Annotated in this window: 17 protein-coding genes and 2 pseudogenes; 2 read left to right on the forward strand and 17 right to left on the reverse strand. The window is 64.5% G+C overall.

Annotation, left to right across the window (positions count from 1 at the left end; all coding sequences use genetic code 11):
* Window positions 1-105: 105 nt before the first annotated feature.
* Window positions 106-987 (forward strand): annotated as a pseudogene (locus tag Sa4125_RS12465) (IS256 family transposase); the annotation flags it as partial.
* Window positions 988-1,027: 40 nt separating this feature from the next.
* Here the strand turns inward: Sa4125_RS12465 and Sa4125_RS12470 are convergent.
* Window positions 1,028-2,311, reverse strand: a complete 1,284-nt coding sequence (locus tag Sa4125_RS12470; protein WP_223998294.1) for an IS66 family transposase — start codon at window positions 2,309-2,311, stop codon at window positions 1,028-1,030.
* 56 nt (window positions 2,312-2,367) lie between these two features.
* On the opposite strand from Sa4125_RS12470, the pseudogene Sa4125_RS12475 reads away from it, so the two are divergent.
* Window positions 2,368-2,688: pseudogene (locus tag Sa4125_RS12475) on the forward strand (transposase); the annotation flags it as partial.
* A gap of 240 nt (window positions 2,689-2,928) precedes the next feature.
* On the opposite strand, the gene Sa4125_RS12480 reads toward Sa4125_RS12475, so the two are convergent.
* From Sa4125_RS12480 to Sa4125_RS12555, 16 genes are all read right to left on the reverse strand, one after another.
* Complete coding sequence (locus tag Sa4125_RS12480) at window positions 2,929-4,986, reverse strand: hypothetical protein (protein ID WP_223998389.1); 2,058 nt, start codon at window positions 4,984-4,986, stop codon at window positions 2,929-2,931.
* Between the two features lie 97 nt (window positions 4,987-5,083).
* Window positions 5,084-5,368, reverse strand: a complete 285-nt coding sequence (locus Sa4125_RS12485) for a hypothetical protein (protein WP_223998390.1) — start codon at window positions 5,366-5,368, stop codon at window positions 5,084-5,086.
* 46 nt (window positions 5,369-5,414) lie between these two features.
* Complete coding sequence (locus tag Sa4125_RS12490; RefSeq protein ID WP_223998391.1) at window positions 5,415-6,104, reverse strand: hypothetical protein; 690 nt, start codon at window positions 6,102-6,104, stop codon at window positions 5,415-5,417.
* 14 nt (window positions 6,105-6,118) lie between these two features.
* The gene (locus Sa4125_RS12495) at window positions 6,119-7,714 is read right to left on the reverse strand and encodes a DUF2793 domain-containing protein (protein WP_223998392.1); all 1,596 of its coding nucleotides are present in this window, start codon (window positions 7,712-7,714) and stop codon (window positions 6,119-6,121) included.
* 30 nt (window positions 7,715-7,744) lie between these two features.
* Entirely contained in the window at window positions 7,745-8,068 is a 324-nt protein-coding gene (locus tag Sa4125_RS12500; protein ID WP_223998393.1) for a hypothetical protein, read from the reverse strand.
* Window positions 8,069-8,125: 57 nt separating this feature from the next.
* Complete coding sequence (locus Sa4125_RS12505; protein WP_223998301.1) at window positions 8,126-9,334, reverse strand: IS256 family transposase; 1,209 nt, start codon at window positions 9,332-9,334, stop codon at window positions 8,126-8,128.
* Between the two features lie 109 nt (window positions 9,335-9,443).
* Entirely contained in the window at window positions 9,444-9,842 is a 399-nt protein-coding gene (locus Sa4125_RS12510) for a YmfQ family protein (protein ID WP_223998394.1), read from the reverse strand.
* Window positions 9,843-9,853: 11 nt separating this feature from the next.
* On the reverse strand, window positions 9,854-10,936 hold the full coding sequence (locus Sa4125_RS12515) for a baseplate J/gp47 family protein (protein WP_223998395.1): 1,083 nt from the start codon (window positions 10,934-10,936) through the stop codon (window positions 9,854-9,856).
* On the reverse strand, window positions 10,937-11,458 hold the full coding sequence (locus Sa4125_RS12520; RefSeq protein WP_223998396.1) for a phage GP46 family protein: 522 nt from the start codon (window positions 11,456-11,458) through the stop codon (window positions 10,937-10,939).
* The gene (locus tag Sa4125_RS12525) at window positions 11,455-11,946 is read right to left on the reverse strand and encodes a phage baseplate assembly protein (RefSeq protein WP_223998397.1); all 492 of its coding nucleotides are present in this window, start codon (window positions 11,944-11,946) and stop codon (window positions 11,455-11,457) included. The genes Sa4125_RS12520 and Sa4125_RS12525 overlap by 4 nt, the downstream gene beginning before the upstream one ends.
* Window positions 11,947-11,958: 12 nt before the next feature.
* Window positions 11,959-13,014, reverse strand: a complete 1,056-nt coding sequence (locus tag Sa4125_RS12530; RefSeq protein WP_223998398.1) for a hypothetical protein — start codon at window positions 13,012-13,014, stop codon at window positions 11,959-11,961.
* Between the two features lies 1 nt (window position 13,015).
* Window positions 13,016-13,597, reverse strand: a complete 582-nt coding sequence (locus Sa4125_RS12535; RefSeq protein WP_223998399.1) for a hypothetical protein — start codon at window positions 13,595-13,597, stop codon at window positions 13,016-13,018.
* Window positions 13,597-14,058 (reverse strand): DNA circularization N-terminal domain-containing protein, encoded by a 462-nt coding sequence (locus Sa4125_RS12540; protein ID WP_223998400.1) that lies wholly within the window; start codon window positions 14,056-14,058, stop codon window positions 13,597-13,599. The genes Sa4125_RS12535 and Sa4125_RS12540 overlap by 1 nt, the downstream gene beginning before the upstream one ends.
* Before the next feature lie 3 nt (window positions 14,059-14,061).
* The gene (locus tag Sa4125_RS12545) at window positions 14,062-16,782 is read right to left on the reverse strand and encodes a phage tail tape measure protein (RefSeq protein WP_223998401.1); all 2,721 of its coding nucleotides are present in this window, start codon (window positions 16,780-16,782) and stop codon (window positions 14,062-14,064) included.
* A 116-nt stretch (window positions 16,783-16,898) separates the two neighbouring features.
* Complete coding sequence (locus Sa4125_RS12550) at window positions 16,899-17,246, reverse strand: hypothetical protein (RefSeq protein ID WP_223998402.1); 348 nt, start codon at window positions 17,244-17,246, stop codon at window positions 16,899-16,901.
* Window positions 17,246-17,617, reverse strand: a complete 372-nt coding sequence (locus tag Sa4125_RS12555; RefSeq protein ID WP_223998403.1) for a hypothetical protein — start codon at window positions 17,615-17,617, stop codon at window positions 17,246-17,248. Before Sa4125_RS12555 ends, Sa4125_RS12550 begins: the two co-directional genes overlap by 1 nt.
* Window positions 17,618-17,627 lie beyond the last annotated feature (10 nt).

The following is a 17,627-nucleotide window of genomic DNA, read 5'->3' on the forward strand; positions in this document are numbered from 1 at the left end:
CGCGCTGGTGGTGGAAACTCGGATCTCAGATGGTGCGACGGAGGTGGCCACCGGATTGGCCGGCTAAGGTGGAGTTGCGAGACTTCAACCTGACCGGAGCACCCGATGACCGAGGACAGATTACCGCTTGCCGAGCTTCTGGCAAAAGCCGGAGACGGCGATTTCCTGAGGACGATAGCCGAGAGCGTGATGCAGCTTCTCATGGAGGCCGACGTGGAGGGCATGATCGGCGCCGGGCGCCATGAACGCACCCTGGAACGGGCGACCTATCGCAACGGCTACCGGGACCGCTCGTTCGATACCCGGCTTGGCTCCTTGCAGCTTCGCATCCCCAAGCTTCGACAAGGCAGCTACTTTCCGCCGTTCCTGGAACCGAGAAAGCTCTCGGAGAAGGCGCTTGTCGCGGTCATCCAGGAGGCCTGGATCAGCGGCGTGTCCACGCGTCGCGTCGACGATCTGGTGCAGGCCATGGGACTGTCGGGGATCGGCAAGAGCACGGTGTCGAAGCTGTGCAAAGATATCGACGACCGCGTCGGCGGCTTTCTCGATCGCCCGCTCACCGGCGACTGGCCCTATCTCTGGCTCGACGCGACCTACCTGAAGCAGCGCGAAGGCGGCCGTATCGTCTCGGTGGCGGCAATAATCGCTGTCGCCGTCAACACCGACGGCAAGCGCGAGATCGTCGGCCTTCACATCGGGCCCTCGGAAGCGGAGACCTTCTGGTCGACCTTCCTCAAGAGCCTCGTGCGCCGCGGCCTTTCCGGCGTGAAGCTCGTGATATCGGATGCCCATGAAGGGCTGAAGGCCGCCATCCGCCGGGTGTTCAGCGCCTCCTGGCAGCGCTGCCGCGTCCACTGGATGCGCAACGCCCTGTCCTATGTCCCGAAGGCGCAGCAAAGCATGGCGGCTGCGGCCCTGCGCCAGGCCTTCATCCAACCCGATCGCGCCGGCGCGGCCCAGGCGCTGCGCCACGTCGCCGACCAGCTCCGGGGAAAGGTAATTACCCACCCCCGCATTCCGTAGAATGTCAGGCGCCTACCGTCTCGAGAATTGTGTTGAAGACGTTGCCCCCTTGGCGCAGCCGGGCGGTATCGACGACGGTTCGGATGTCAGCTTCGCCTTCGGCGGCCCACATGGATCGATAGCCGTTGGTGACCTTGCGCTGGATCACGGCCGGTCGCAGGGCGCGCTCGCAGCCGTTGTTGGTGGCCTCGACCATCCCGGTCCAGAGAGTGAAGGTCAGGAGCTGGTCGCGCGCTCGCCTGAACTTGTGCTGGACCACTCGAGCGAAAGGGCAGGAGGTCGGTGCGGCGAGGATCTCGGAAAGACTTCGCTCCAGTGCACGGCGCTTGGCGACGATGGTCGATGCGGCGAAGGTCGTGATGCCGCTGGCCAAAGCGAAAGCCTTGGACAGCCAGATCCGCAGCCGCGACGGCAGCAGATCCTCGCCCGCCTGTTCGGCGTAGGCGACGTCGCGGGCCAGATGAGCCAGACAGGTCTGATGGGCGTCGGCATGTCCCTGCTGGGCAGAGTAGCGATCGGAACACCAGACCTTTGGCCGGTGCCCGTCCATCAGGGTCCTGACCACGATGGCACCACGGGTCGGAGCGGCACGATGGACGACTGCGTCATCGCAGCGAAACACCCATTGGAAGGCGTTGCTGCCTTCGATGCGAACGCCGGTCTCGTCCGAGGCCACCACCTTGGAGCGGCGCAGGGCGGCAATGGCGAGATCGCGGTCGGCGACGAAGGTGCCCTGCGCCCGGCGCAGCATGTTCATCAGCCCGCCCTGGCTGATCTGCAAGCCGAAGAGATCGGCCAGAGCTTTCTGAAGCCGTTCATAGGACAGGGCCTGGAAGGTCTTAAGATAGGTCGCCACCGCATGCAGCCGCGGCCCGAACGGCGTCCCCCTTGCCGCATCGGGCAATCCCGCTGAGACAAGCGTGCCGCAGGAAGGACAACAAACCGAAAGCCGGCGATGACGCGTCACGAACGGCTTGATCTCCGGCAGATCGACCGTCTCGTACGTGCCGCCGATCTCCGCGGGAAGGCTATCGGCCAGGGCTGCCTGGCAGCAGGAGCATTGCTCGGGACGGTGATCGACGAGCCGATCGAAATCCTCACCCATCGCTCGGCTGTGGCCTTCGTGACCGGGCTTGGCGCCGCCAGGTCTTGCCTGCTCACGGCGCTCCTTGCGGTCACTAGACGGAGGCTTCGAGGATGTGCGTGACGTCTTCTCCGGACGCTGAATCTTCAGCACCAGATCGATCAACTCTTCCTTCGTCAGACGCTGCAAATCACCGCGATCCATCCGTCCATGGATTCAGGGAATTCGGCCCGTGACAAGGGGGTGGGTAATTACGGGGAAAGTGTCCCAAGCTCGGCAGCTTCATCGACGACAGCGAGACCGACGTGCTGGCGCATCTGGACTTTCCCGGTCAGCATCGGACCCGGATCCATTCGACCAATTCCCTGGAGCGCCTGAACAAGGAGGTGAAGCGGCGCGCCGATGTCGTCGGCATCTTCCCGAACGAGGGCTCCATCATCCGCCTCATCGGCGCCGTCCTCCTCGAGGCCAACGACGAATGGCAGACGCAAAACCGCTACATGCAGACCGAACCCATGGCCGAACTCATGTCCAACAGCACCAAGCCCGAAACCGTACGTATTTCCACCGCAGCCGCCTGAAACCGAGCCGCTTCAGTTACACCCCAATTTCCACCACGTTGACGGACACGACCAGCGTCAGCGGCCCGAAGATGAAACTCATTGGCACAAGTGGTCGGCGCTGCTCCCGGTGACCTTGCGCGATGGAACGCTCTACACGGGCAGCTCATGCAACGGTCAGCTTTGGCGGCGGCGAACGGAGACGGGATATGAGTATTCTGCCGATGAGGGCTCTTTCGACGAATGGGCTGACACGCAGATTTAGGCCGCCTGCGCTGCCAGCCGTGCAATCAGAGCGTCGCGCTGTACCGTCGTGACGACGCTGCCCGTGATGAGGTTCCACGTCTTGCGTCGCCCGATGAAGCCGTTGCCAGTCGCCGCCATCCGAAGGCCTGTCGCGGTCCACGAGGGCTTGGAATACGACACGTTGACTGTCGCAATGCCGTCGCGATAGAGCGTCAGGGTCGTCCCGTTGTAGTAGAGGACATAGGCGTGAGGCACGTTGAGCGCCGCGTCCGTTGGCTCCGTCCCGATGACGCTTGCCCCGACGAGCTGCACTCGCGAGGTGCCGGAGGCGAACCGTGCTTGCAGGCCGCCAGTGCCGAGGAACTGCCAGAGGATCTTCAGCGACGCCGAAGTGGACGCCTGGAACGGCGTGTCGATCCAGGCGATGATAAACGGCGCCGAGGCGGTGTTGAGCGCCCCGTACAGCGCCGCATCTGCCGCCTCCAGATAGGTCACCCCAGAGAAGCGGAGACCGCGCTGTCCCTGCGCTTCGCCGAGCACGAACTGCGGCTGTTTGGCGGGAAGTGCCGTGCCCCCCGTGGCGTTGACCATGTGATAAGCGTTGGCGCTTTTGTCCTTGGCCTTGTGGACGATCTCGAAGTCCTTGGCGGGGATCGTGCCCGCGTCGTCGGAGAACAAGGTGTCCATGTCATCGAAGTCGAAGGCCGCAACGATCCCGGTCATTGTCGATGGCGAGGTCTGCCCTGCCTTTTCGACATCGGCCGCGCCAATCGCATCAATGCGAGCCTTGAGTGCCGCACGAGCAGCGACGGCCCCGGCGTCCACGGTATCCGGCAGCGACGCGACGCCCAGATAAAGGCGGTTCTTCTGGGCCGCAGACACGAACGGCTCGGCTGCGGCAATCTTCCGCTGGGCGTAGTGATCCGGCTTCACGCCGGTATGGATCGCGTTATAGGCATCAAGCAGGGCGATACGGTAGAGTTCGCCGCCTAGCGTTGCCGGGTGAACACCATCCTGCGGTGTCATTCCGCCGGTAAGCTGCTTCCAGAAATCCCACGACAGGAGAGATGGCCCGTATCCATCGAAGGCCGGTGCATCAAGGACCGTGTTCCAGCCTCGCCCAGACAGTTTGTTGCTCGGGTTGAATGCGCCCATGTTGAATGGTCGCATCCCGTTGGCCTGATTGGCGATCGAGACCGAAGGCCCGTCGACCACGTGCTCCTGCAAAATGCCAGTCGCGCCGCCGGCATCGTAGTTGAGGTTGCTCACAAAGGTCGGGCCGACGTAAATCATCTGCCGCGAATTGGCAGCGGCCCATGCGTCGACCGCGGCGACATCGGCAATGATGGCGTCCCGCTGCCCCTGCGTCCGCGCCACCCATGTCTGCGTCCCGCCGAGGAAGTAGTTCGGGCCGTGATCCATGATGACGCGGGCGATGTAGGGGCGCGGCTGAACGAGCTTCACAAGCTGTTCCGTCAGCATGTTTGCCGTCAGCGCACCGGAGCGAGCCATGGCGACGAAGATCGGATCGCGCGTCGGATAGCGGGCCTGTGCGTCCGTGCGAAGCTGGCCTGCCTGGGTGTTGCTGATCGTGATAGACATGCCGACCACGGCGTGAATGTCGTTTCGCAGCGGGTCGGTCTGAAGCTGGTTGATCTGGAAGCCGAAGAAGTGCGTGGCCGTCGTCGCGTAGCGCAGACGGTACTTCGCCGCCGCCGAAGCGGGGATGTCGATAAGCTGATCGATGTTGTCGGCCGACTGCGTCTGCATCGGCACGAAGGAGATCGGCGCATACGTGCCGCCTCCGTCCGTGCTCTTGTCCATGGTGAGCGTGCGGGCCGTCGCGGCGCCCGACGTCGTGGTCAGATAGAGGACCGCGCCAGGGGCGACGATCTCCGGCAGGTCCAAAATGAACTCGCCCGTCCCATTCGCGGCGACGCTGAAGGTCGGCAGAACATTCGCCGCGTTCGCGCCCATCAGGGCGGCCAGATTGTTCGCATCGCTCGTCGTGCCCGTTACGGTCGCGAAAGTGGGTTGAACCCGCCAGTCAGTGACAGGCATCACGTCCGGCACGGCCCCACCCTGTCCAAGAGCGAGTGTGAACGGCCCGAGGGATAGCCCTGCATTCCCCGGTCCTATCCGCAGGCCGCCCATAACGATCCCCATGCCCTCAGCCCTTGGTCACGGCGAGGACGGCGTCGCCCGGATTTGCCAGTACGCGGGCATAGACTTTCTCGGTGGTGATGTCCGTCAGCGCCATGGAGTCGCGCCCGGCCCCGGACTGCAGCACGTGACCGGATTCGAATGAGTTTGTCGGAACGGTCGCAGCAAGGGCGATCCGCACTCCTGCGACGCTGAGAAGCTGCAACGTGATGTTTGCCGCCCCTTCAGCGACCAGTGTCCAGCCAACGGCGGCTCCAGGGATCAGAACGTTTGGTTGCGTGACATAAGCCATCAGTAATGTCTCCATAAGCGTACTCGTGCTGGCCGACTTGACGACCCTATGCCGGCCAGCCCTCGTCGGTACCGATGGCCGCCACGGCCTCCTCGTTCTCGGCTGCGTCGAGCTGATCCTTGAGGCTCCAAGCATAAGCGATCACCTGGGAGCGCCAGATGCCCATCGCGACCATTGCCGAGGCGACGACGCTCGCCGATGCGGTGAAGGTCTCGTCTGCAGCGTCGCGGATGCCGATCGGATCGGCGCCTTGGCCAGAGGTGATCATGGCATCTGCGACGCCCTTCAGACCCAGCCAGTTGATCGCGTCTTCTGCCCCGCGTTGATCCAGCGTGCGTATGCCCGCCGTGGACCCGAAGTTGTGCCGATAGCCGCCAGCGATGATCGTGTCACGCCGGGCGTTTATCGCTTCCCGCTTGTCAGCTTTCGCGCGATCGAGCGGTGCCAGGCACAACCATGTGCCGTTGGCAGCGCGGACCAGCGGGTCGTGCCAGCCGCATTCAACTGGCTGGCGCCCATCTCCTGGCGATGCGTGCCGGAACCCCGACGAGTCGACATGAATCGTTTCGAGGGTCTCGACGTCGATTACGGCCCCTTCAACGACTCGGGCACGCGCGAGGATCTCTTCGGCAGACATCCCATGAGCCCAGTCTGGAGCGGGGACCGAGATATCGACATGGGCATCCGCGTCGAGAAGTGCTGCGACAACTGTCTCGTCCTGAATGACAAGGCGCATCAATCTGATCTCCTTCAAATGTGGCAGCCGACGCGGAATGTCGGATTGGTTGTCAGTCGCGAGAAATTGCCGACATAGACGTTGATCCCATACCTGTTCACGTCAGTGCTGAAGACGCGGAGGTCACTGGCACCCGCTGCCCCATAGGTGGACTGCACGCCTTCGGGGATGGCGTAGGCATAAGGTGTCATCGCCAGATTGAGCGGCAACGTCGCTGAACCGGAAAAGGAGTCGGGCCCGCCGGTGACAGGAACGGTGAGAACCGTGTTGAAGTTGATGACGCCGCGGTTCACGAGACGGGTCAGAGTGACCGCACCGCCACCACTCACAACCACCCGAGCGGCGAGCATGTTGTCGTGGTTTCCATCGAGAGCGGCGTTATCTTCCGGAAAAAGGCTCGGGTTGTAGGTGGTGTCCGCCACGTTGCGCGCCATCCACCGGCCCAAAGGCCAAGTGCCCGCAGGAGCGTTTGCAGAGCCTGGCGGATACCACCGGATATGGTGGGTGAAGCCAGACGCGACAGTGAAGGTCAGGGCTCCGGCACCGTGGAGGTTGAGGTATTCCTGAAGGTTGAACTTCAAGAGGCCGCGCCAGGTGAACTCAACTGTTGGAAGTATGGTGACCGTATTCGCCCCTGTTGCGAAGTCGAAAACACCGTCGATCCGATTGACGTGCGGAAACAGCAACGAAAACGACGCTCGCTGCTGAAATGCAGCCTTTAGAGATCGATCGTCAATGAGCTCGACCCATGGGCTGTGGGCGCCAGCATTATCGGTCGTCGCAAACAAAAGAGGTTTGCCGGAAGCAACAGCTGCTGGCAGCGCGAGGCGGAAAAACGCGTTTGGTGAACCTTGATCCTGCGCGTTGTGCACGAAGAACTCGGAGCCGTCGCCGGTAACCTGTGCAGGCGCGTTGCTCCCCAGACCAGTCAACCGCCGCGGCGCATACCCTGGCCTGACGTTGGCTAAGTCGCCCCAATTGTTGGCGGTGGCTATCCCCTGCGGCCCGCGCAGAGGCTTGATGACGCGCCCGAGGTGCAGGGGCACGACAGGGCGACTTGCGCTGGTCAGAGCATCGACATCGGACCCCGCCGCCAGGATGACGAAACCGTAGTTGCTTTCAGACGCGAAGGCCTGCTGCCAGGCGCCAGCAACTTTTCGATAAGGGATAGACTGATCGTTGGCCCATATGATCGAATTGTCCTGCGCACCCTGAAATATCCACCCGGCTGCCGTGTATTCAGCGATCTGCCCTGCCTTCCCCGCCCAGGCGCCGGTCGCGCCGTTCGCAACGACGTACATCGCCCCTGCGGACGGGGTTGCCGGTGGGGTTGCCACCTGAAACGACTCTACGACAGTATTGGGAATGCGCGTCAGGCCGACGATCGTGCGGCCGCGATTGACGAGCATCGAGCGGATCGCCTGCCACACCTGTGTCAGGTCGGCCGCTGATGGCGTCAACCCGGCTTGCGCAATCAGGTATTCGAGTTCGCGCTGTGGGTCCTCGATAGCCGCTGCCGGCACTTTCGAGCCAGCTACCGCTCCAGGCGTATTGCGGTCGACATAGGGCGCGTCCGGGTCGGTGGACCCGAACGGGGCTTGATATTCCATGATGGCTCCTTGGATCAGTCGTCGTCAGAATTAGTCGTCGTTGTAGACGAACTCCGGCCTGGTCCATCCGGGCGCGATGTCGGCAAAGAGGCATTCCAGCCCGTCGGCATCGAAGATTTCAAAGAGCGGATCGGCGCCGCACTCGCTTTCCCCGCAGATGAAGTAGTCGACGCCCAGGTCGTAGACGTGGACGACCCAGAACACTTCCTGCAGCTTGTCGCCGGTGGTGTGCTCGCCGCCGCATTCCGAAAAGCCGCACTCGAAGACAACCGGCTCCTCGATTTCGATCCGGTATCCCGCCTGTCGCGCGAGCCGGACGAAATCCTGCGGCGTGATGGTTGCGACCGACCGCACCTTGGGGTCGTGTCCGTCAACGTGGTGGAAATTGAGTGTAGCTGAAGCGGCTCCGTTTCAGGCGACTTCGGTGGAAATCTGTTCGGGTTTTGCAGTGTTGCCCATGGCCATGAGGTCGGCCATGGGTTCGGTCTGCATGTAGCGGTTCTGGATCTGCCATTCGTCGTTGGCCTCGAGAAGGACGGCGCCGATGAGCCGGATGATGGATCCCTCGTTCGGGAAGATTCCGACGACGTCGGCACGCCGCTTCACCTCCTTGTTCAGGCGCTCCAGGGAATTCGTCGAATGGATCCGGGTCCGGTGCTGACTGGGAAAATCCATGTGCGCCAGCACGTCGGTCTCGCTGTTGTCGATGAAGGCCCCGAGCTTTGGACACTTTCCCCGAAGCTGGTCGGCGACGTGGCGCAGCGCCTGGCTGGCGCTAGCACGATCGGGCTGGGCGAAGGCTTGGCGCAGCGCGGCCGCCGCCATGCTCTGCTGCGCCTTCGGGACATACGACAGGGCGTTGCGCATCCAATGCACCCGGCAGCGCTGCCAGGAGGCGCTGAACACCCGGCGAATGGCGGCTTTCAGCCCTTCGTGAGCATCCGAGATCACGAGCTTCACGCCGGACAGGCCGCGGCGCACGAGGCTCTTGAGGAAGCTCGACCAAAACGTCTCCGCTTCCGAGGGGCCGATGTGAAGGCCGACGATCTCGCGCTTGCCGTCCGTGTTCACGGCCACGGCGATTATGGCGGCGACCGAAACGATGCGTCCACCCTCGCGCTGCTTCAGGTAGGTCGCATCCAGCCAGAGGTAGGGCCAGTCGCCAGTGAGAGGACGGTCGAGGAAGCCGCCGACGCGTTCGTCGATGTCTTTGCACAGCTTCGATACGGTGCTCTTGCCGATCCCCGACAGCCCCATGGCCTGTACCAGATCGTCGACCCGCCGGGTGGAAACGCCGCTGATCCAAGCTTCCTGAATGACGGCAACCAAGGCCTTCTCCGAGAGCTTTCTCGGCTCCAGGAACGGCGGGAAGTAGCTGCCCTGCCGAAGCTTGGGTATCCGAAGCTGCAACGAGCCGAGCCGCGTGTCGAGCGAGCGGTCGCGGTAGCCATTGCGATAAGTCGCCCGTTCCTGCGTCCGTTCGTGGCGCCCGGCGCCGATCATGCCTTCAACGTCGACCTCCATAAGGAGCTGCATCACGCTCTCGGCTATCGTTCTCAGGAAATCGCCGTCCCCGGCTTTCGCAAAAAGCTCGGCAAGCGGTAGTCTGTCCTCGGTCATCGGGTTCTCCGGTCAGGTTGAAGTCTCGCAACTCCACCTTAGCCGCCCTATCCGGTGACCGCCTCAGCCACACCTTTCAATGTCGGAATTTCCACCACGAGCGCGGACACTACCGCACCTTGGTAATAAGCGCGGCCCGCCGCTCGGAAAGACTGTCCCCGAACGCGGAGCAGGCGTCCGGCAGTCCGAAGTCGCGCTCCCAGTCTGTCAAGCTGTCTACCAGCGTCGTCGCCCGCGCCTCGTAGGTCAACGCGAAAAGCCGGGTGTACAGGTTAGTGTAGGGCGAGAGCAGGGTGCGCATGAGCCCGGCCAGCGTCGTGGTCGTGCTGGCAGCAACGCCGTCCGGCGTCCCCCAAGCCGCTCCCCGCGGAAGCATGGCCAGGCCGCCGGGGAGGAGATCCTCGACGCTTGGGTCGGACAGCGCGTCGCCCGGCGCCGGCGGCGTCAGCTCGTCTGGCTCCAGCTCCGGCGCATAGACCGTTCGCGTGTTGAGGCCGGGATCACGCATAGAGCCCCTCCTCAGACATAGGTGACGGTGCCAAGGACCGGGATCTGCCCGCCCGTGAAGGAAACATCCGCCTCCGGCGCGACCAGCGTGTGCCGCTCCTCTCCCGTCGCGGTCGAGATCGCTTCGGAGATCCATGACCGGGAGAGGATGAAGGGGTCGGCCGAGATGCCCGGCCGCGCCCGCGCGAGAAACGTCGCCCGCAGTCCCGCCTCGATCGCTGCCCGCACCGCCGGCGTATCGACGGCCAGCCCGGAGATCGTCACCGGCACCGCCACGGGTGCCGGGGCAATCACCGTCACGCCGTCGGCCCGGATCATCCGCCGAGCGTCGATCGCCGCCTGCACCGCCGCCACGTCGCCCGACGTCGGAATGAGGTTCGTGCGACCGGCAAACAGTACATAGACGGCGATGGTCCCGATGCCGCCGATGAAGGAATAGGCCCACGCCGCCACAACTCCTGGCACTTCCAGCGCAAACCGCTCGTAGTCCGGCAACGCCCCGCCCTGCGGCGGCCGCGCCTTGCGCTCGAGCGTCCGGGCCCGAAGGCTTTCGATGCCCTCGATATCGGCGCCGCCACCGAGCCCGCCCGCAGCCACGAGTGCCTCGTCGTTGAGACGCGGATAGAGCGAAGGATCTGCCAGAATGAGGACGGCCCCGGCATCCCGGTTGGTCACTGCCCCTGTCGCCTCCGCCAGCACGCTCGCCGTGTAGTTCCCGCTGATGTCGACGACAAAGCCCGTGGAGGTCAGGTAGCTGGTCCCGCCGGATAGAAAGCGGATACCGGCGGGATAGGTCCCGCCCGCAGCGCCGGTGCCGGTGATTGCCCCCACGGACGCGGCCGCCGCCTTCTGGTAGATCCGATAGTCCGCCGCGTGCATGCGGATATGACCGATGTCGTCGGCCGTCGCGACAAAGAGCTGCCGGTAGACCCACTCGAACCGCAGTTCGTATTCGCGCGACAGAAGCGCCAGCACCTTGGCAATGACATAGAGGACGTTCTGCCGGATCGAGGCGTCGGTGCCGCGCAGGTATTGCCGGAAGGCGCCGCGGATGGACGTGGAAATTTCGGCGAGGGTCCGGGTCTGATAGGCCATTTACCGCGCTCCGGATTGGTCCCAGAGCACCGCAAACCGGCCCTGGTAAATGGCTGTGCCCGCGCGCCCATAGAGCGCAATGGCGAGGTCGAGCCGGTTCGCCGGACGATCAGCCGTGGCAGTGATGTCGATCCGCACCGCGACGCCTTGGTCGATCAGCGTCTGCAGCGCCTCTCGCGCAAAATCCTCGGCCATGAGCTCGATGCCCTCGCTGAGGGCCGAGCGGCGCAGCTGCCACAGCCTCGATCCTAGCGGCACTTCGCCAGGCTGCAGGTCAAAGCCGTCGCCGGGCCACCCCTTGTTGGTGTCGCCGTCGCGCAGCTCGGTCGCCTCGACGCGAATGTCGGTTTGCAGGCAGATGATCACGGCGGTGGCGATGGCGGCCCGAGAGACGAGCCCGCCTGGATTGACCGGATCACTGAGCGGCGAGATCGCGATGTCGCCGGTCTGCGACAGCGTATCCCAGATGAGGTCGGGCGAAAGCAGTGGCTCGCCGGTTTCGCCAAGAGGGACAATCCTCATAGCATCAGCACCTTGGTAGCGAGGTTTCCGACCTCGGCATGCCCCGCCGTGTCCAGCGTTCCCTGTGCCGACGCCGGACGAGACGCGGCGTCGCCGCCAAGCTTGACCAGGCCGTCGAGGACGATCAGCGGCGCCTGCAGACGGATCTCGGTGGCGTGGACGATCCGAAGCTTTGCCGCTACGACCGAGACGATGTTGCCGAGGTGGTCGTAGATCGCCGTCCCGCCCGCCGTCAGGTAATCACCCTTTGGCCGCAGCCCCGGGTTCTCGCCGCCGAGCACATAGGCCGCGTCGCGGTTTGCTCTGGACTGCATCAGGACGCCGATGCCACCCTTCACCGGATGCGAGGCAAAGCCGTGCGGCTCCGGCCGATGGACCTCGGCAAAGCCATCGGCGCCATAGCCCTTCCCGTCTACGAACTGCTGCCCCTTCCTATGCGCGACTGTGCCGTCGAGCTCGAACCGCGTCAGGCCGCTATCGGATGCCATGCTGTTCTCCGGTCAAAGCGTGTCGCGGAAGGTCGGGGTCGGCACCGCCGGGGCGCCCCAGCCTTTGGCGCTTTTGCCACGGGGATTCTCGCCGCCGAGCGCGCGAGGGTCCTTGCAGGTCAGCACCGCCTCGGTGCCGCCCTCGGAGTCCTGTCGAAGCGTCACGCTCGCGATGATCATGTCCTGCTCGATGCCGAGCCAGTCGTCGCGGACCTCAATGAGGAAGTTCGGGGCGAACAGCTTTCCGCCCGCATCTCGCCAGCCCGGCACCGTAACTGAGCATTCCTTGGCCGCTCCGGCGGAGCGTTTGGCCTCCCATGCCGCCCGCTTCTTCATCCGGTCGGACGTCGCCTCGCCCTCATGGATCCGGATCAGCGGTCGCTTGCGCGTCGCCGTGCCCTTGGCCTCGGCTTCGGGCCTGAGGACGGCCGACGTCGTGCCATCCGAGGACTGGCCACGGACCTTGACCTCGGAGAAGTTCCCGCGGCCCGATAGCGTCCCACTCGCCGACTTGATGTTCAGCCCCCGCACCAACGCACCGGCATGTCGGCCCTCGGGCTTGTCTGTGAGCTTCAGCTTTCCCTTCGGCGTGTCGTAGATGAGCACGCCCTGCGCCCGTGCGTCGGTTTCCAACGTCTCGAAGAGCGTCTCGCCAGGCCGGACCTTGTGGAGCCGCTTCTTAAGGGTCTTCGCATCGCATTCGATCCCGATGCCCACCGTGTCGAACTCCTCGGCGATCTCCTTGAGGTCGCAGTCCTTCTTGAGACCCGTCGGGTGGTCGATTGAAGCCTCGGTAGCGTCGATCGTCCTCGACACGACCGTGACGGTGTAGGAACGGGTCTCCTCGTCGTGGCTGCCCTTCACGTCGCGGCTGTAACCGGTCAGCGTGACCTCCCCCGAGACCGTGACAATGGCATCCTCGTCTTCCTCGCAAGGCACGCCGGGACCGTTGTAGGCCACGTCGAAGCTTGCCTCTCGAACGGCATCGGTCGCCTGCATCGTCAGCGTGCAGGAGACGTGCGAGAGCACCCTCCCCCCGACGGTCAGCACCACGGTTTCCAGCGCCATGTCAGCTGGCCAGCGCTTCGAGCACGATCGGCATCACCATGGACGTGCCCGTGCGATTGCGCTGCACGAGCTCCCGCCCCCGGTCTGGATCGCCGTAGAGATCCCAGGCCAGGAGCGACGAGGGCAGCGAGACGCCCGTCTCGACCCGCACCAGCGGCGACCGTGTCGCAGCGATGGCCGAGATCTCCGTCGCTGCCTGGCCGACAAGGCGAACGACGAAGGCCAGAACGTCCGGGCCCGCCTCTGTCCCGGCCGCGCCATACACGGGCTCCGCCGCAGCTGAGAGCGCAGCGCGCCCGGCCTGTGCATCCTGACGGGAGGGATAGTCCACCCGCACGGCCGCAAAGCACCGGGCGACCAGGGCGCCAATCGCCTCGGTGGCCGTCAGTCCGGACAGCCCGTCGAGCGCCAGGATCAATCCTTCCGGATCGTCCGCCGCCTCGCCGAGCACCCGGCACGCCGTCAGGCAGGACATCGCCGCCTCTGCACCCGTCAGACCGACACCCACCGCCAGGCCACGCGCCGAAGCGAGATCGTCCGCGTCGAGTACGAAGCGGTCGACGAGATTGACCAGCCAGATCATCAGAACGCTCCGGCAAGGGCGGCGCCGACGGCGCCAAGTGCATTAGCCATGGTCCCGCGCATTGCGCCCAGCGCCGACGCGGCTGCGCCACCGGGACCGCCGGCTGTGACGAAGGCGAGGTCGTAGGTGATCACGCCGTTCTTGTTCTTTCGCCGATTGCGCCGGCACCCCTCGCAGTAGACGAGCTGCGACGGGTCCATCGGTAGCCGCAGCACCGCCGGACCGTCGGTTGCGCAGGCTCGCTCGAGCGCCAGTCCCTCGATGTCGGCAAGATCGCTAGCGACATAGGCCGAGACCGTGAAGCGCGTGGCGCGCCGGCCCATGTCCTCGACGACAGGCACGTTGCCGCCTGAGATCTCGTGCACAGCCACCCTGCGGCCGACTTCCGGACCGTCCTCGTCGACCCAGAAGCGCACGCCACGAAAGGAGGCTCGCCGGAAGGCCGAAGACCAGTCGCGCATCGCTTACCCCCCTGCCTTGCCTGCGTCCGGCATAGTCGTCGCCGGCGCGCGGTTGGCCGCCGGTAGTGCCGCCGGCATGCGCGGTGCCGCCGGGACTTTCACATTGGCGTTGAACGCCTGCGCCATGGCCGCGCCTGCAGCGGCCGCATGGCTCGTCAACCCCGCGCCGGCTGCCGCTGCGAGGGCTTGGCCCGCCTGTTGTCCCTGTGTCGGCAGCTGCGCCCCGCTCTGGTCGATCGCCGCCTGCGCATCCCGTCCGCCCTGGGCGACCGTCTCGCCGCTCTGCGCGATCGACTGCGCCCCGGCCTCCATCGCCTGGCGCAATGCGTCCGGGTCGACCTCGTCGGTGACGTCCTGTCCGGTGGTGCCAGGCTGGAAGGACTGCCCCTCGGAATTGAGCAATCCGCCGTACTGCTGGCGCATTGCCGCCATTGACGCCATGTCCGCCTCGCGGGCGCTAACGACCGGAGCGGTCAGTCCCCAATTCGGCGCGATCGGGCTCGGTGCGGGCATCAGTTCAGCGATGTTGTCGACGAGAACCGGCATCGGACTCGGCATTCCCGCAGTGACAGGCTCGGGGAAAGGCTGCACTGTCGCAACCGGCGTGTCGGAATAGGCGCCGGTGCCGAAGTCGGCGGGGCGATCACTTGATTTGAGGGTCGGAAGCGGCGCGGGCTCTTGCACCCGCAACACCATTGTGTCCGGCAGTGGCGCGGGCGTGACCACTTGCTGCGGAGGCAGCAAAGCGACTTTCGCTGCGCGGGGTTTCTCCTGGCTCTGGGAAAACACTTCCGGATCCGACCCGCGCAGCGCCCGAAGCGCATGAAGCGATGCAGCTTCCGCTTCCCGCGCCCCTATTACGGGTGCCGTCACCGGGGTCCGAGCCAATGGCGTGGCAACAGGCGCGGCGCGCGGCTCGACGAGTGTAGTCGGCATGAGTGCGTCGACGTTGTCGACAATGACCGGCACCGGGCCGGTCAACTCGGATCGAAGCGCCGAAGCACCGTCCTCGGGTGCCCGCGACGGAGCATCGGGCTCCGGGCGCCAGTGGGGTGTTGGAATTGCCTCTGTCTTGTGGCCGAGGTCGCCCTCCGGCTGCGCGAACGTTGGCACGACGGGATTGTAGCGGATGGGCGGGTAGACGATCCGGCCCGGCATCTGATCCGGGCTGTCTGTCGCCCCCGCGAGAAACTTTGTCAGGCCGGGGAAAAGCCCGCCATCCATCGCGCCTTTGTTCAGTCGGCCCGTCTCCGGATTAACGGTGGCTCCAATGACATCGGCAGCGGCCTGCTTGTTGCCGGACATGACCTTGAACAGATCGCTGTTCTCGACTTTGTTGACGCCGGCGGCAACATCGTTCACCGCGCCGGCAAGATCGTGAAAGAAGACGAAAATCGCCGAGTCACCGGTGTTCATGCCAAGCAGCTCGGTGATCTTTGACCCGAGGTCGGAGACCGCCTCCTGCGCCTTATCAATCTCCTCCCAATCGAGGTCGCCTTTGAACGCCTTCAGCCCCTTGTTGATCTCGCCGACGGTGTACTTGACACCCTCCATGGTGGCCTTCAGAGCCGGCATTCCCATGTCGCCTATGTCAATCGCGGTCGTGGAGATCGTGTTCTTCATCAGCTGCCACTGCGACCAGAAATCATCAAGTTTCAGGCTGTAGGACTTGTCGAGCGATCCGAACCATTCCGCTTCGTTGCCGGCCAGCTTCAGGTTTCGGTGGTACTCGTCGGCGCCTTTGGCCAGCCGCAGAACCTCGTCCGAAAATCCAGCCCCCAGCAGCCCATTGAGGTTCTCGACAGCGTTGAATTTGTCCATTTCGCCGACTTTGTCGAGAAACAGCATCAAGGCTTCGTTCGGGTCATCCTTCAACAGCTTCTGAAATTTCGTCGTGTCCTTGACGATGTTTCTCAGCGACTGCTCCGCCTTATCGGAGCCTGGAGCCAGCAGCTTGCCGCTCAGGGTGTTCATGGCGCGGGAGGCGACTTCAGCCGGCATTTTCAGATTGAGCAAGGTTGCGCCGAGGGCCGCAACTTGTTGCTGGGATTGCCCGAAGAGCTTCAAGGAAGCGCCGGACCGATCAATGAAGTCGACGATGTCCTTCTCGTCGCTGATGCCGCTGTCAGCCAGCGAGTTGATCAGGTCGAACAGCTTCGACACCTCGGCCGTGTCGATCTTGAACGCGGTCTTGAACCCGGCAGCGGCGTTGCCGACGTCTTCCGACGACATCTCGAAAGCGTCGGCCGCCTTGGCGGAAAGGGTGGCAAAATCCTTCAGCTGGTCGATCGGGAGACCAGCCGCCGCACCCCGCTCATAGGCCCCCATGATGTCCTCGATGGACACAGCTAAACTGCCGGATGTCGCCAGAGTCTTGATCTCATTGCCGAGACCGGCCATCTGCTCGCTGGTCAGTCCCGCCTTTTTCTGGATGCCTGTCAGTCGGGACTCAAAGTCGGCGGCCTGCGTCACGATCTCCTTGGCCGCTGCACCCGTGGCCAGTGCGCCAACGACGCGGCCGTAGCCGAGCATTGCCGTCTCGGCCCGATGCGTGCTGGCCGCGACCCGATCAAAGCGACTCGCTTGGGCTGCCGCCTCCTGCGCCCGGCTGACCTGCCTCGCCTTCTTGTTGATCTTGTCCAGGCTGCCGCTGACCTGGTTGAACGCTTTGAGAGTCTGGTTCTCGGCCTTCAGCCGGAGAAGTGCCTCGATTGTCTTTGCCATGATGGAAATACTCGCCTTCCCGATCGGCGAAGAGGCGCGCCGCTATTGCTTCCTCTTCGGCTGCCGCCTGTGCCACCCGATGGCCCGGTCGTACCACCAGCCGATCCCGTCGAAGGTCAGCTCTTCGACCCGTCCCGCGTCCCATCCAAGCCGGAAGACGAGCTCGTCGGCCTGGTAAAGAGCGGACTCGCGGCCGTAAAAAAACCCTTCACCGCGATTTCGATTGCGTCGGCGTCAGCGAGGTCGAGGAGGTCCAGCGCGCCGGGTGCCGTAGGCTTGCTCTGCAACCGCGTCACATAGGCCCAGAGCGCCGTGTCGTCCCAGATGACAAGCCCGCGCTGGACCTCATAGAGGGGACCGACGTCTCGCCGGTCCTTCAGCTTCGGCTCGCGCAGCACGACCGCGTCGAAGGGTTCGGTGCCGTGGTCGTAGCTGCGCGAGAGCTTGATGAGGATGTCGGCCATCACGCTGTCCTGACATACTTCTCGGCGTCGACCATCAGGCCGGTGACCTCGCCGTTGGTTCGGTCCTGGGAGACGTCGCCGGTGATCATCGCGGCGCCGAACATGTGGCTGACGCCGGTGAAGTCTTCGACGATGTAGATGTCCTGCCGCGGCGCCCGCAGAAGCGTGTCGAAGTTCTCGCCGGTGTCCTCGATCGTAAGTTCCGCCCGGCGTGAACGCAGGGTCGCAACGCGCGAGACGCTGCCGTTCTGGTTGGTCACCACCTCGGTCGAGAGACCCGCGGTGTTGAGCTTGACGGCCGCCCGGAGAACCAGCGCCGTGCCATCGGCGAGACGCATCCGCATCTCGCCGCCGAAGTCGTTTCCGGCCATGTGTCAGTCT

Origin of the sequence: Aureimonas sp. SA4125 (assembly GCF_019973775.1) — a bacterium.
GTDB lineage: Bacteria > Pseudomonadota > Alphaproteobacteria > Rhizobiales > Rhizobiaceae > Plantimonas.